Annotated in this window: 12 protein-coding genes; 7 read left to right on the forward strand and 5 right to left on the reverse strand. The window is 73.8% G+C overall.

The window, feature by feature from the left end; translation table 11 throughout:
• Positions 1–30: 30 nt before the first annotated feature.
• The gene (locus FXF52_RS33700; protein WP_148803268.1) at positions 31–873 is read right to left on the reverse strand and encodes a DUF308 domain-containing protein; all 843 of its coding nucleotides are present in this window, start codon (positions 871–873) and stop codon (positions 31–33) included.
• 357 nt (positions 874–1,230) lie between these two features.
• Here FXF52_RS33700 and FXF52_RS33705 point away from each other — a divergent pair, with 357 nt between their 5' ends.
• Positions 1,231–1,923 carry a 1-acyl-sn-glycerol-3-phosphate acyltransferase gene (locus FXF52_RS33705; protein WP_148803270.1) on the forward strand — a complete coding sequence of 231 codons (693 nt, stop codon included), beginning with the start codon at positions 1,231–1,233 and terminating at the stop codon, positions 1,921–1,923.
• Positions 1,924–2,001: 78 nt separating this feature from the next.
• On the opposite strand, the gene FXF52_RS33710 is transcribed toward FXF52_RS33705, so the two are convergent.
• Complete coding sequence (locus tag FXF52_RS33710; RefSeq protein ID WP_148803272.1) at positions 2,002–5,508, reverse strand: adenylate/guanylate cyclase domain-containing protein; 3,507 nt, start codon at positions 5,506–5,508, stop codon at positions 2,002–2,004.
• 222 nt (positions 5,509–5,730) lie between these two features.
• On the opposite strand from FXF52_RS33710, the gene FXF52_RS42050 reads away from it, so the two are divergent.
• On the forward strand, positions 5,731–5,874 hold the full coding sequence (locus FXF52_RS42050) for a hypothetical protein (RefSeq protein ID WP_187413877.1): 144 nt from the start codon (positions 5,731–5,733) through the stop codon (positions 5,872–5,874).
• A 57-nt stretch (positions 5,875–5,931) separates the two neighbouring features.
• On the opposite strand, the gene FXF52_RS33715 is transcribed toward FXF52_RS42050, so the two are convergent.
• Positions 5,932–7,146 (reverse strand): MFS transporter, encoded by a 1,215-nt coding sequence (locus FXF52_RS33715; protein WP_187413878.1) that lies wholly within the window; start codon positions 7,144–7,146, stop codon positions 5,932–5,934.
• A 202-nt stretch (positions 7,147–7,348) separates the two neighbouring features.
• Here FXF52_RS33715 and FXF52_RS42055 point away from each other — a divergent pair, with 202 nt between their 5' ends.
• Complete coding sequence (locus tag FXF52_RS42055; RefSeq protein WP_187413879.1) at positions 7,349–7,510, forward strand: hypothetical protein; 162 nt, start codon at positions 7,349–7,351, stop codon at positions 7,508–7,510.
• 375 nt (positions 7,511–7,885) lie between these two features.
• Here the strand turns inward: FXF52_RS42055 and FXF52_RS33720 are convergent, their stop codons facing one another.
• Positions 7,886–8,578 (reverse strand): Crp/Fnr family transcriptional regulator, encoded by a 693-nt coding sequence (locus FXF52_RS33720; RefSeq protein WP_148803276.1) that lies wholly within the window; start codon positions 8,576–8,578, stop codon positions 7,886–7,888.
• A gap of 247 nt (positions 8,579–8,825) precedes the next feature.
• Here FXF52_RS33720 and FXF52_RS33725 point away from each other — a divergent pair, with 247 nt between their 5' ends.
• The 4 genes from FXF52_RS33725 to FXF52_RS33740 all read left to right on the forward strand — a co-directional run bounded on the left by FXF52_RS33725 (position 8,826) and on the right by FXF52_RS33740 (position 12,293).
• Positions 8,826–9,323 carry a polyadenylate-specific 3'-exoribonuclease AS gene (locus FXF52_RS33725; RefSeq protein ID WP_148803286.1) on the forward strand — a complete coding sequence of 166 codons (498 nt, stop codon included), beginning with the start codon at positions 8,826–8,828 and terminating at the stop codon, positions 9,321–9,323.
• A gap of 247 nt (positions 9,324–9,570) precedes the next feature.
• Positions 9,571–10,599 carry a 6-phosphofructokinase gene (locus FXF52_RS33730; protein ID WP_148803288.1) on the forward strand — a complete coding sequence of 343 codons (1,029 nt, stop codon included), beginning with the start codon at positions 9,571–9,573 and terminating at the stop codon, positions 10,597–10,599.
• 72 nt (positions 10,600–10,671) lie between these two features.
• Positions 10,672–11,490: a pyrroline-5-carboxylate reductase gene (proC, locus tag FXF52_RS33735; RefSeq protein ID WP_148803278.1), complete on the forward strand. Its 819-nt coding sequence runs from the start codon at positions 10,672–10,674 to the stop codon at positions 11,488–11,490.
• 305 nt (positions 11,491–11,795) lie between these two features.
• Positions 11,796–12,293 carry an N-acetyltransferase gene (locus tag FXF52_RS33740; RefSeq protein WP_148803280.1) on the forward strand — a complete coding sequence of 166 codons (498 nt, stop codon included), beginning with the start codon at positions 11,796–11,798 and terminating at the stop codon, positions 12,291–12,293.
• On the opposite strand, the gene FXF52_RS33745 is transcribed toward FXF52_RS33740, so the two are convergent.
• Positions 12,266–13,430, reverse strand: a 1,165-nt coding sequence (locus tag FXF52_RS33745) for a zinc ribbon domain-containing protein (protein ID WP_148803282.1), incomplete at its 5' end; no start/stop codon positions are given. The genes FXF52_RS33740 and FXF52_RS33745 overlap by 28 nt on opposite strands.

Below are 13,430 nucleotides of genomic sequence, written 5' to 3' on the forward strand. Positions count from 1 at the left end.
GGTATCCGGGTGGCGGCCGGGGCGGAGCGGTCAGACCACCGCGCCGTCGTCCGGGTCCTGCTCGTCGGAGTCGCCGGGGCGCAGCCGCCAGATCAGCATCACGAAACCGGCCAGGATCCCGGTGAAGCCGAGCAGCGTCACCACCGACGGGTCGGTGACCGGGAGCACGGTGGGGGACAGGAAGAGCACGAACCCGGCCACGATGCAGAGCACGCCGATCACCGCGTACTTGGAGAAGCGCGGCAGCGGGGGCGGCGGGGGCGGGGTGTAGTGCTCGTCCGCGTCGTCGGGCAGGTCGGCGCCGAAGGTGTCCAGGCCGTCCAGCAGCGACGGCTCGTCGGGCCGGTCCCGGCTCACCGAGATGCCGGAGACGTCCGCCGCGTACGGCAGGCGCCGGACGTCGGTGGCGGTCGGGCCGCCGGTCTCCTCGGCCCGCCCTCCAGCACCCCCGGCCGGCCCGGACGGGTCGACGGAGTCGTCGTCCACGTCCTCCGCGGCGGGCCACGGGTGGCTGCCCGCGGTCGGGGCGTCGAACCCGGCGACGATCTTCGCCCACTCCGCCTCGATGTCCGGCTCGTCGCCCCGGGCCGGCTCACGGCCGCCCTCGTCGGTGAGCTGGGTGAGGTAGTCCCGGGCGGTGGTCAGGTGCGAGCGGTCGACGTAGAGCCGGTCGACCGGGCGGGACGGGACCGTGGTGGTGCGGGTGATCGGGTTGAGGTCGGCGGAGGGCTGGAGGTAGGCGGCGATCCCGCCGGCGGCGAGCACGTCGAGCAGATGTTCCCCGATCCGCGGATCGACGTCGCCCGCGACCGCGTACTCGGCCGCGTCGAGCCCGTTGTCCCGCCGTCCCCGGCGGGGCCCACCCGCTGACACCGGACACCCCTCCTCGCCGCACCTCGGTGCGTCCCGACCCGGCGCCCCGTACGCCGTGCCCTGAATCGTGACACGTCGGGACCCGGTTCCGGGAGTGCGTTGTGGCGTGCCGCTCCCGGTTCGTAGGCTCTTCCCGGACAGTCCCGCTCGCCGACGGCGCCCCGGGCGCGGTCCCGGGCGGCGTCCCGGCGGCCCGTTCCGGGTTCCCCGGCGACGACGGTTCCAGGTCGCTGCGTGGCGTCGGACCGGCCCTCCTTCGGTCCGGAGCGCCGCCTGGCGGCGTGGGGGTCGAACTGTGGCCGCCAGCCGAGCTGGAGCCGTCGTAGGGTGCCGCCACCCCCGCCTGGAAGGACCCCGGTGCTGTACTGGCTGTTGAAGTACATCGTCCTCGGCCCGCTGCTGAGGCTGATCTTCCGCCCGCAGGTGGAAGGGCTCGAGCACGTCCCGGAGACCGGGCCGGTCATCCTGGCGAGCAACCACCTCTCCTTCTCGGACTCGATCTTCACGCCGCTCATCGTCAAGCGAAAAGTCACATTCATCGCCAAAGCGGAGTACTTCACCGGTAAGGGGATCAAGGGCTGGCTGACGAAGATGTTCTTCGTCGGCTCCGGCACCATCCCGGTCGACCGGTCCGGCGGCCAGGCGGCCCGGGCCGCGCTGGACACTCAGCTCAAGGTGCTGCGGGCGGGCGGGATCGCCGGCATCTATCCCGAGGGGACCCGCTCGCCCGACGGGCGGCTCTACCGGGGCAAGACCGGGGTGGCCCGGCTCGCCCTGGAGAGCGGCGCCCCGGTGGTCCCGATGGCGATGCTCAACGCCGACGAGATCCAGCCGCCCGGCCAGCTCATCCCCACGATCAAGCGGGTCCGGATCCGCTTCGGCACGCCGCTGGACTTCTCCCGCTACGCCGGGATGGCCGGCGACCGGTTCGTCGAGCGGGCGATCACCGACGAGATCATGTACGAGGTGATGGAACTCTCCGGCCGCGAGTACGTCGACATGTACGCGCAGAAGGCCAAGAACCAGTCCCCCGAGCCGGTCCCAGCCTGAGCGTGCGAATCATCCGGCGCAGCCGCCCCGGCGCCTCGCGCCGTCGACCGGCGGAGCGAGCCGGCGGCACGAGTGCCGTCAGCGCGGGGCGGCCAGGCGGAGCAGGCCCGGCGCCCCGCTCCGGGCGGCGAACGTGCGGACCCGGTCCAGGGCCTCGGCCGCGGCGGGCGGATCCACCTCGGCCAGCGGTCCGACCAGCAGGGCCGACGCGATCATCTGATCGGTGACGTCGGCCATCCCGGCGTAGCTGCGGGCCGCCGCGGCGAACAGGTCGGCAGCGCGCCGGGCGTCGCCGTCCCGCCAGGCCAGCGCCGCATCCGCGGAGCACCCGGCCGCCTCCGCCCACCGGGTCGTCCTGGGGGAGTACGCGAGCAGGTCCCGGACCAGCCGGGCCCCCTCCTCGCCGAGGATCCCGGCGACGTGCCCGACCGCCGGCACCCACTCGGCGAACGGGATCATCCGGGTCTGCCGCCAGTCCTCGTCCAGCTCGGCCAGGAGGGCCAGCGCCTCGTCCCGGCGGCCCTCCACCGCCCGGCACAGCGCGGCGTGCGCCACCGTCGAGCGCAGCACCCGGTGGAACCCGCTGCGCCGGGCCGCGGCCAGCGCCTGGTCCACCAGGTCCGGCCCACCGCCGTCCGCCCCGCCGCGCCCGTCGCCCGGCGTCGCCGGCTCGCCCAGCACGCGGATCCAGCCGGACACCGCCACGATGTGCAGGTCCCACTCGGCGGTCGGCTGTCGGGTCGAGCCCTCGGCCATGGCCAGCGCCGCCGGCCAGTCGCCGGCGTAGTACGAGCGGCTCCACTGGTCGGCGAAGCTGATCGTCAGCCCGTGCTCGCCGGCCAGGTCCAGAGAGTGCTGCTCGTCGACCAGGCGGGCCGAGCCGGTCAGGTCGCCCTCCTCCTGGAGCACCCAGGCCAGGTTGCCGACGGCGCGACGGCGGCAGCTCAGCCGCTCCACCCGGCAGTCCTCGGTGACCTCGGCCAGCTCCGCGTACGCCGCCTCGACACCGGCCATGTAACGGGCCACCGCCAGGGTGATCCGGGCGTTCGCTCGCACCTCGCGCAGCTCCAGCCGCTCGGCGAGTTCGGCCGCCGCCTGGGCTGCCGTGCAGGCCGGCTCGGTCTCCGCGTTGAGCATGTGCACCCGGCCCAGTTCGAGCAGCGCGCCCGCCTTGTCCTGGCTGTCCGGCAGCTCGGCGTGCAGCCGGATCGCCTGGTCCAGGCAACGCAGCGTCTCCGCCCGGTCGGCACGGCTCCAGGCAGCGGTGGACAGCAGGGTCCACGCCTTGGCCGCGCCCGCCTGGTCGCCCGCCTCGGTCAGCCGCTCCGCCAGCCCGGTGAGCGTCTCCGTACCGCCGCCCACCAGGAATCCGTCGCTGTCCCGGTAGAACGCCAGCTCCGCCTCGAACAGCTCCAGCGTCGGGTCCGGCCCGCAGTCCACGGCGAGCGCCCGCTCGACCAGCGTGGCGGCGGTCGCCAGGGCGTGCAGCTCGTACGCCCGGCGCGCGGCGCGGTGCAGCGCGGCGCGGGTGGCCGAGGCGTACGGGGCCGGGTCCAGGCCCACGCCGCGGGCGAGTTCGTACGCCGTCCACCGGTGGTTGGCCAGCACCTCGGCCAGGTCGTGCTGCCGGCCGCCGGCGACCTGCTCCAGCCAGTCCGCGGCGCGCTGGTGCCGCGCCACCCGCTCCGCCCGGGGCAGCCGCCGGTAGCACACGTCGCGGACCAGCACGTGCCGGAACCGGTACTCGGGCTGGCCCGGCATGGTCGAGGTGGCCAGCTCGTAGACCAGGTCCCGGCGCTGGAGCCGGTTCAGCGCACGCTCGACCCACTCCGTCGGCCGGCCCAGCGCCAGAGCCACCGGCGCCGGCCAGAACTGCACCCCCACCACCGAGGCGGCCTGCAGGACCGCACGGTCGGCCGGGTCGAGCAGGTCGAGCCGATTGGCGATCACCGCCTGCACGGTGCGGGGCATCCCCGGCCCGGTGGCCGCGTCGAACCGCAGTGCGCTGGCCGCCGCGTCGGCGAGCCCGCCGTCGAGCAGCATCCGGGCGTACTCCTGGGCGTAGAGCGGGTTGCCGTCGGCGAACTCGATCAGCGGCTCCCGGGCCGCCGCGGGCAGGGTGGCCTGCCCGAGCAGCAGCGAGTAGAGGGCGTCGATGTCGGTGTCGTGCATCGGCGGCACCGAGATCGACATGGCGCCGCTGATCGTGCCGGTCCAGGCCGGGTGCCGCTCGCGCAGCTCAGGGCGGGCGGCCGCGAGGACCAGCAGCGGCACGCCCCGGGCGGCGGCCCCGAGCTGCTCGACGAAGGAGAGCATGGCGGCGTCGGCCCAGTGCATGTCCTCGAAGACCAGGACCGTCGGGCCGGTGGCGGCCAGGGCGATCAGAAAACGCCGCCACGCCGCCTCGGTCTCGGCCGAGGTGAGCCGCTCGCCGGGCACGCCGACCAGCGGGCCGAGCGCCTCGGCCAGCCGCACGGCGTGCGGGTCGGCGAGCCGGCCCAGCCGGTCCCGCAGGTGCTCGCGCATCGCGGCCGGGTCGCCGGAGTCCGGCAGGCCCGTCCACGCCTTCACGATGTCGGCCAGCGCCGCGTAGGTGACGTTCTCGCCGAACGGTGGGCAGTGGCCGGTCAGCCAGGTGACCCGGGCGCCCGGCAGGTTCGCCGCGTGCCGGGCCAGCTCGCGCAGCAGCCGGCTCTTGCCCACCCCGGCTGGCCCGAACACGGTCACCAGTTGCGAGGTGCGCTCGGTGACGGTGCGGTGCAGCGCGCTGACCAGCAGGCCGCGCTCGTGGTCGCGATTGATCATCGGGGTCAGCTCGGCCGCGTGCGCGTCCCGGGCGGGCCGGGCACGCAGCGCGAGCCAGATCCGGCTGACCGCTGAGCGTCCGCGCAGGGTCACCGGTGGCTGGTCGGCGTACTCCAGCTCGTGCCGGGTGGCGGCCCAGGTGCTCTCGTCCACCACCACGCCGCCGGACGGGGCCAGCGCCTGCAACCGGGCGGCGGTGTTGACCACGTCGCCGGTGACGAACGCCTGCCCGCCGTCGCGGGCGGCGGAGAGGTCGACCAGGGCTTCGCCGGTGGCGATGCCCACCCGGAAGCCCAGCGGCGGGTGCGGACCGCTCGGCTGCCGGGCCAGGCTGCGCTGGAGTTCGAGCCCCGCCCGCACGCAGCGCAGCGCGTCGTTGTCGGTGGCCACCGGCGCCCCGAACAGCGCCATCACCGCGTCGCCGATGTACTTCTCGACCACCCCGCCGTACTGGTGCACCAGCCGGCGGACCGTGGCGAAGTACGCCTGCTGGAGGTTGCGGGCCTGCTCCGGGTCGGCGCGCTCGGCGTAGGCGGTGAAGTCCACCATGTCAATGAAGAGCACGCTGACCTGGCGGCGGTCCTCCTGCACCGCGACGCCGTGGTCGCGCAGCGGCTGCCCGCACTTGGTGCAGAAGTTCTGCTCGGCGCTGTTGGCGTGGCCGCAGCCCGGGCAGATCGCCGCCAGGGGACGCCCGCATCCGCCGCAGAAGCGGTCGTCCGGCCCGGCTGCCCGGGAGCAGTGTCCACAGGTGAGGTCGATGTCCAGCTCCGTACGCATGAGGTGTCCCCAGTGTCCCGCCCGGCCGGACAGTCGGGTACCCGACGGGCGGGCGGCCCTTACCGCCGACCGGCCGGGTCTAGTCTTCCGTACCAGACACATTCACTGACCGGGAGAGGGTCGCGACGTGCGGCCGCCGGACCTGCCGGGCCGATCCATCAGGGGCGGTCCGGGCCGGGGCCGGCCTCGTCGCCCTCGCCTGCCAAATGGAGGGACAGGGGCATGGCAGAGAAGTCCGGGGGAAAGAACAGCGGCTCGACCACGACCACCACGACCGAGCCGCAGATCGGCCCCGGCCCGACGGCGCCCCCGCAGAAGATCGGCCCGGGCCCGACGGCGCCCCCGGCCGACGACACCGAGAAGTGACCGTCCGGTGGGGCCGGCGGTTGTCCCGCCGGCCCCACCGACCGTCCGGAGTCCGTCTCAGCCGACCGCCGCGACGTCGGCCCGGCGCCGCGCGCGGAGGCCGAGAGCCCGGGAGAGCAGGGGTACGACCACCGCCAGCGTGCCCAGGATGCCGACCGCGGAGACGACCAGCAGCCAGCGCGGGCCGAGCGCGCCGAGCAACGAGGCCCCGGCGAGGTAGGCCAGCACCTCGGCCGCGTACGGGAACATGTAGACGGTCCCGAAGACCACACCCAACCGTTCGGTCGGCACGTTCTGCTGGATGAGCGTGTCCGCGGCCACATGGTGCCAGCCGGCTCCCGCCCCGGCCAGCGCCTGCCCGAGCAGGACGACCCCGATCACCGGGCCCACGCCGGTGGCCAGCGTCCCCACACCGAGGGCGAGCAGCGCCGCGTAGAGCACCAGATCCATCCTGGTCCGTCGGCCGGTCCGGGTCAGCAGCGCCGGCCCCAGCACCATGCCGACGCCGTAGGCGGTGCCGAGCAGGCCGATCATGACCTCGTTGGCGGCGAGTTCGGTCCGGCCCAGGGGCACCACCGCGAGGTTGTCCAGGGCCGCGAACGTCACCAGCACCAGGAACCCGACCGACACCGCACGCACCACCCCGTTGCCGCGCACGACGCGCAGCCCGGCGCCGAGCACCTGGCGGAGCGGTTCGGTCCGGGGCGTCGCCGGTGCGGACAGCGGCCGTACCCCGCCGATCAGCAGCGCGGACAGGACGAAGGTGGCCGCGTCGAGCAGCAGCGTCGTGGACAGCCCGGTGGTGGCCAGGAGCACGCCGCCGATGGCGGGACCGGCCGCGAAGCCGATGTTCATGCCGACCGCGAGTTGCGCGTTCGCCGCCGGCAGCCGGTCGGGGTCGACGAGGCGGGGCAGCAGGCTGCGACCGGCCGGGGTGAAGGCGGTGGCCGCCACCGTCGCCGCGGTGACCGCCGCGAGCAGCACCGGCAGCGGCGGCATGAGCAGCGCCACCGCCAGGTAGAGCAGCGCCTGGGCGACGTCGCAGCAGACGATCAGCCGGCGCTGGTCGAAGCGGTCGGCGAGCGCGCCCAGCAGGGGGCCGAGCAGCCTCGGCGCGGTGGTGGCCAACAGCAGCAGGGCGACGGCTGTCCCGCCGTGCGCGTCGAACGTGGCGATCAGCAGGGCGGTACGCGCCAGCTGGTCTCCGGCGTACGAGACCAGCCGTGCGGACCAGTAACGACGAAAGGCCATATTGCCGCGGATCAGTGACATGCCCATCAACTCCTTGCTTCGGCAGGTCTGTCCGGTGGGACCCCAGGGCAGGGGCGTGCCGGGCAACCTTGGCGCTGGGCGAGGGGGCAGGACAACGGCCCTTCGGGTAGTGATTTATGGAGATATGTCTATTTTATCCCGACCCTCCTTTTCGTAGCGTCTGTGTTGCGCCAGCAACCACGACGACAGCCAGGGAGGCATGATGTCCACCTCGACGAACACCACGGCCGGTACGACGACCACCGGTTGGGCCGGGCCGGGCTACTGGGCGGGCCCGGGCTACTGGGCGGGCCCGGGCCGTGGCTGGATGGGGCCGACCCGCCGCTGGGCCGGTCCCGGCTACTGGGTGGGTCCGACCCGCTGAACCGCGTATCACGGTTGCGCCGGCTGCCGAGGCAGCCGGCGCAACCGTGTGTGGAGACCGGGGCGGGGGCGGCGTGTCCGTGCCACCACCGCGGCCCCGGCCGGGTACGCGTCCTCGTGGCGCGGCCGCGGGCCGACGCCGGCGCGCCGTGGAGCTGACCTCATGGACGCCCCGCCCCGACACCCCCGCTCCGCGCGGGCCTCGGCGCGGCGGGTCGCGAGGTCACCGGCGATTCAACTCGACCGACGCTTCGTCGCCGGTCGCCGCTCGGCAGGACCGGGCCATCGCCCGGAGTGGGCGGATCGCCGCTCCACGGGGGCGCCGTCCGCCGTTGCCGGCCGGGCTGGGGCCGCTGCGGTCACCGGCCGGCACGGCTCAACGATCGTTCATCCCGGCGCGGCGGCGCAGCGCGGCCACGTCCGTCACCACGATCCGGCGCCCCTCGGTGCGCAGCCAGCCCCGGCTGGCGAACGAGCCGATCGCCTGGTTGACGCTCTGCCGGGAGCCGCCGGCCATCTCGGCGAGCTGGCTCTGGTTGAGCTCGATGGTGATCATCGGCGCCTGGCTCTCGCCGGCCAGCCGGACCAGCGTCTTGGCCACCCGGCCGGGCAGGTCGAGGAAGACGTGGTCGGCGTTCTGCTCGGTGAGCCGGCGGATCAGTCCGCCGAGGGAGCGCATCACCGCGTCGAGGATGCGCGGGTTGGAGTGCACCAGCTCCATGAAGGCCGGCCGGGACAGCGCCAGCGCGGTGCAGTCCTCGATCGCCTCGGCCGAGGCGGACCGGGTGGAGGCGTCCAGCAGGGAGACCTCGCCCAGCACGTCCGGCGGACGGATCACCGAGAGCACGGCCCGCTCGCCCGTCGGCGCGGTGCGGAACACCGCCACCGCCCCCCGGCGCAGCACGATCAGCGACTCACCCGGGTCGTTCTCCACGAAGAGCAACTGACCCTTGCGGTAGGTGCGCGGCACCGCAGCGGCGATGACCCGCTGCCGCACCTCCGGCTCGAGCCCGGCGAACATCTCCACGCCAGTGAGCGCGTCACCCGGCTCCGGCAGGCGAACCTCCACGGCCCAACCCCTCCCCGGTCAAGGACCACAACTCGCTCACCGGGTGGCCCTGACATCCCGGTACGAGGCATCTGAACCGGTTCGGCGTCCGGTAGCGGTACACATCAGATCATGACGCTCCGGTCGCGCGGTGTACACCCCTGGAGACACTTCCGTGACACTCCTGACCTGCCTGTCCGAAACGGCGCCGACCTCGGCGGACGCCCCGGCGACGGGCCGGCCGCGGCGGTGGGCGAGGATGGCGGGGATGGTCTACCGCTACTTCTACGACTGCGAGTTCATCGAGGACGGCCGGGTCGTCGACCTGGTGTCGATCGGCGTCGTCGACGAGTACGGCCGCGAGTTCTACGCGGTCTCCACCGAGTTCGACGACTCCCGGGCGGTGCCCTGGGTGCGCCGCAACGTGCTGGACAAGCTCCCCTCGCCCGCCGACCGGGCGTGGCGGTCCCGGGAGCGGATCCGGGACGACCTCTACGAGTTCCTGATGGAGCCGGTCCGGGACCGCCCGGGCGAGCAGTTGGAGCTCTGGGCCTGGTACGCGGCGTACGACCATGTGGTCCTGGCCCAGCTGTGGGGCGCGATGCCGGCGCTGCCCCGGGAGATCCCGCGGTTCACCAAGGAGCTGCGCCAGCTCTGGGACGAGCGGGGCCGGCCGAGGCTGCCGGACGCCGACGCGGACCGGCACGACGCCCTGGTCGACGCCCGGCACAACCTGGCGCGCTGGCGGGCGATGACGCGGCGGTGACCGGCGCGGGCGGCGTGGTGGAGGTTTGACCGGTTCTGTCCCGGGCCCGGTTCGCGTGAGCCGGACGGCCCGTAGCCCGTCCGGCGGGCGGGTAGGGGCCGGGGCGCGGTGTCGCCGTACCCCCGCGCCGACTACAGTGCGCACTGACGGCCCGCCCCGGGCCGGCAACGGCGCCGATGGTCTGATCTGACACCTATCCTGGGGCTTATCCGGGCTTCACCTGATGCTCCAGGAGGATGAGCAGATCATGCGTATCGGCGTGCTCACCGGCGGCGGCGACTGCCCTGGTCTCAACGCGGTGATTCGGGCGGTGGTCCGCAAGGGCGTCGCCACCTACGGTCACGAGTTCGTGGGCTTCCGGGACGGCTGGAAGGGCCCGCTGGAGGGCCTGTCCCGGCCGCTGGGCATCGCGGAGGTCCGCGGCATCCTGCCGCGCGGCGGCACCATCCTCGGCTCGTCCCGGACCAACCCGTTCAAGATCGAGAACGGCGTCGAGCGGATCAAGGAGAACCTCGCCGCCCAGGGCGTGGACGCGCTGATCGCCATCGGCGGCGAGGACACCCTCGGCGTCGCCACCAAGCTGCACGAGCTGGACGTCAAGGTCGTCGGCGTGCCGAAGACCATCGACAACGACCTGGGCGCCACCGACTACACCTTCGGCTTTGACACCGCCGTCAACATCGCCATGGAGGCAATCGACCGGCTGCACACCACCGCGGAGAGCCACCACCGCACCCTGGTCGTCGAGGTGATGGGCCGGCACGCCGGCTGGATCGCCCTGCACGCCGGCCTCGCCGGCGGCGCCAACGTGATCCTGCTGCCCGAGCGGCAGTTCGACGTCGACCAGGTCGCCGGGTACGTCGAGAAGCGCTTCCAGCACCAGTACGCCCCGATCGTCGTGGTCGCCGAGGGCGCGCACCCGCTGGAGGGCCAGATGGTCCTGCACAACAAGGAGCTGGACTCGTTCGGCCACGTCCGGCTCGGCGGCATCGGCCAGTGGCTCGCCGAGCAGCTGGAGGCGAAGACCGGCAAGGAGGCCCGCACCGTGGTGCTCGGCCACATCCAGCGTGGCGGCACCCCGACCGCCTTCGACCGGGTGCTCGCCACCCGGCTCGGCCTGCACGCGATCGACGCGGCGCACGAGGGCGACTGGGGCAAGATGGTCGCGATGAAGAGCACGGACATCATCCGCGTCCCGCTGGCCGAGGCCACCCGGGAGCTGAAGACCGTGCCGCTGGAGCGGTACGCCGAGGCCGAGGTCTTCTTCGGCAGCTGATCGACGCGGTGCGGCGCGGCGAGCCCGAGCCGGGCCCGCCGCGCCCCGCCTCGACGGAGAGGGGTACGGCCCATGGCACCCAAGGTGCACACCGTCGCCGTGATCGGCGCCGGCAAGATCGGCGAGCTGATGCTCTCCGGCCTGCTCCGCTCCGGCTGGCCGGTCGAACGGCTGCTCGCCACCGCCCGGCGACCCAGCCGCGCCCAGGAGCTGACCGCCCGGTACGGCGTACGGGTGGTGGACAACCTCGTCGCGGTGGACGAGGCGGAGGTGCTCGCCATCTCGGTCAAGCCGCAGGACGCGGCGGCGCTGCTCGACGAGATCGGCCCGAAGGTGCCGGCCGACAAGCTGGTCATCTCGCTCTGCGCCGGCCTGCCCACCACGTTCTTCAGCCGCCGGCTGCCGGAGGGCACCCCGGTGATCCGGGTGATGACCAACACCCCGGCGCTGGTGGACGAGGCGATGAGCGCCATCTCCGCCGGCGCGCACGCCACCGGCGCGCACCTGGCCCTCGCCGAGGAGATGTTCAAGCCGCTCGGCGCCACCATCCGGGTGCCCGAGTCCCAGCAGGACGCGGTGACCGCCCTCTCCGGCTCCGGTCCCGCCTACTTCTACCTGCTGGTCGAAGCCATGATCGACGCCGGCATCCTGCTCGGCCTGCCCCGGCAGGTGGCGCACGAGCTGATCGTGCAGACCGCCATCGGCTCGGCGGTGATGCTCCGCGACTCCGGGGAGCACCCGGTCAAGCTCCGCGAGGCGGTCACCTCGCCGGCCGGCACCACCATCTCCGCCATCCGCGAGCTGGAGAACCACGGCGTACGCGCGGCCATGCTGGCGGCGCTGGAGGCTGCCCGCGACCGCGCCCGGGAACTGGCCGCCCAGGCCGACTGAGGCGTGGACCCATGGCCGCCCGGGCTCGGGCCGGCCGGTTGATCCACTCCAGGTCGTCGATGTCGGGGTGTCCGGCGCCGGGGGACACCCCCACGTCGGCGACCTGGCAGCGGCACCGCCTCGGCCAACCGGGGAGGACCACCCGGTCTGACCGCCCCTCCGGCCCGGCCCGTGCCACGGCCGGACCCGCACCTGCCCGTCCCGACGGGTCCACCGCGCGTCCAATCCGGGACCGGCCCGCTGTGGCCAGCCACACGTCCGGACCGGACGCCCCGTGCCGGCGCTGGCCGGGTACGGTGCCGTTCATGGTCGACGCACGCCCGGCGACGCCGGATGACGCCGCCGAGCTGGTCCGGTTGCGTGGGCTGATGCTCGCCGCGGTGCGCGGCACGGATCCGCAGCCGGGCCCGTGGCAGGACGTCGCGCGGGCGCAGCTGCGGGAGTGGCTGGGCGAGCCGGAGCCGTCGCTGGCGGCCTTCGTGGTCGACGGGCCGGACGGGACGCTGGCCGCCTGCGCGGTCGGCGCGATCGAGCGCCGGCTCGGCGGCCCGGACAACCCGAATGGCCTGGTCGGGTACGTCTTCAACGTCAGCACCGATCCCGCCCACCGCCGGCGCGGCCATTCCCGTGCCTGCATGGTGGCGCTGCTGGACTGGTTCCGCGAGCGGGGCGTGCGGCGGATCGACCTGCGGGCCTCCGCGGCGGGACAGCCGCTCTACCGCTCGCTCGGCTTCCAGGAGACCCGCGACCCGGCCATGCGCCTCAGCGTCCCTGATCAGCTTAGCGATCCTGAGTCGGATTGAGTTTCCGGGATCGTTTCCCACCGTGGTGGGGACGCATGGGCGTGGAAGTGGAACCCTGCGCCTAACGCGGCTCCTCGTGGCTGGTGGCCGGTGGTGGGTGTGCTGATCGTGTTCACGCCCTGGTGTCGGTGGGCTGCGCGGGGCAGCCTCCGGTCCGTTGGTGCGTGTCCCTCCGGACGCTTACCCGCCCGACTGTAAGGCCGGGTGGGGGAGGGTGCCCTGCGTCGCCTGGGCGCGGGGCGTGGTGGTTTGCGCCGGGTGGGGCCGGTCTTCGACCGGTCCCCCCGGTAGGTCTTCGTGATGACCGCTGAGGCTTCGAGTTTGTCGACCACGGCGCGGATGACCATGTGTCCGCTGGTCTTGTCGATGACGGTCTTGGCCTGATGTGTCAGGCCGCGGGCGGCGATCCGCCGCCAGGCACCCTGGTCGCGGTCGCCCTGCCACCGGCAGGACTGGTGGGGACAGATCGCCCACTTCCAGCCTGGGGTGGTAGGGCGGTCGGGGGCCTTACAGTGCCGTAGCGGGGTCAAGCACTGCGGGCAGTGCTTCGAGGTGTTGCGCGCAGGCGTGGTAACAACGGCGATACCGTGCTCGGCGGCGAGGTGCCGCATCCGGTCGACGATCTGCCCGCGCACCTGCTGCGACAGCCGTGTGTTGAGGGTGGCGCCCATGCCCCGTGCTTCCAAGGACCGCAGGTCCTCGACATAGATGACGCTCGCCCCGGCGGCGATCGCCTGGTCCACAGTCCATCTGGCGGCGGCCCACGCGAGCGCGGCGTTCAGGTTCGCCCGGCGATCGGACACGCGGCGGATCTCATCCCGCAGGACCGCAAGCTTACCGACGAGTTGATGCCGCTCGTTGCCGCCGGCGAGCCGCGTGTAGTGGTCGGCCTTGGCGTGCAGCCGCTCACTGTGCCGGCGCAGGCGGTGCTGTTTCGCGAGGACCCCGGCGGCCCGGAACTGACCACCCGCCCCCAACGCGGTGATCCGCCCATCCGCGCGGAGTCGCAGGGCTCCCGCGCTGAGGAGCGTGTTCAGGCCCCAGTCCACGCCGACCGCGACCGTGTGACCGGCGCGCCGGGCCTTCGGCACCGGGTGGCTGTATGCCATATCGGCGTGCACCTGCCGGCCGGTGACC

Origin of the sequence: Micromonospora sp. MP36 (assembly GCF_008119785.1) — a bacterium.
GTDB lineage: Bacteria > Actinomycetota > Actinomycetes > Mycobacteriales > Micromonosporaceae > Micromonospora.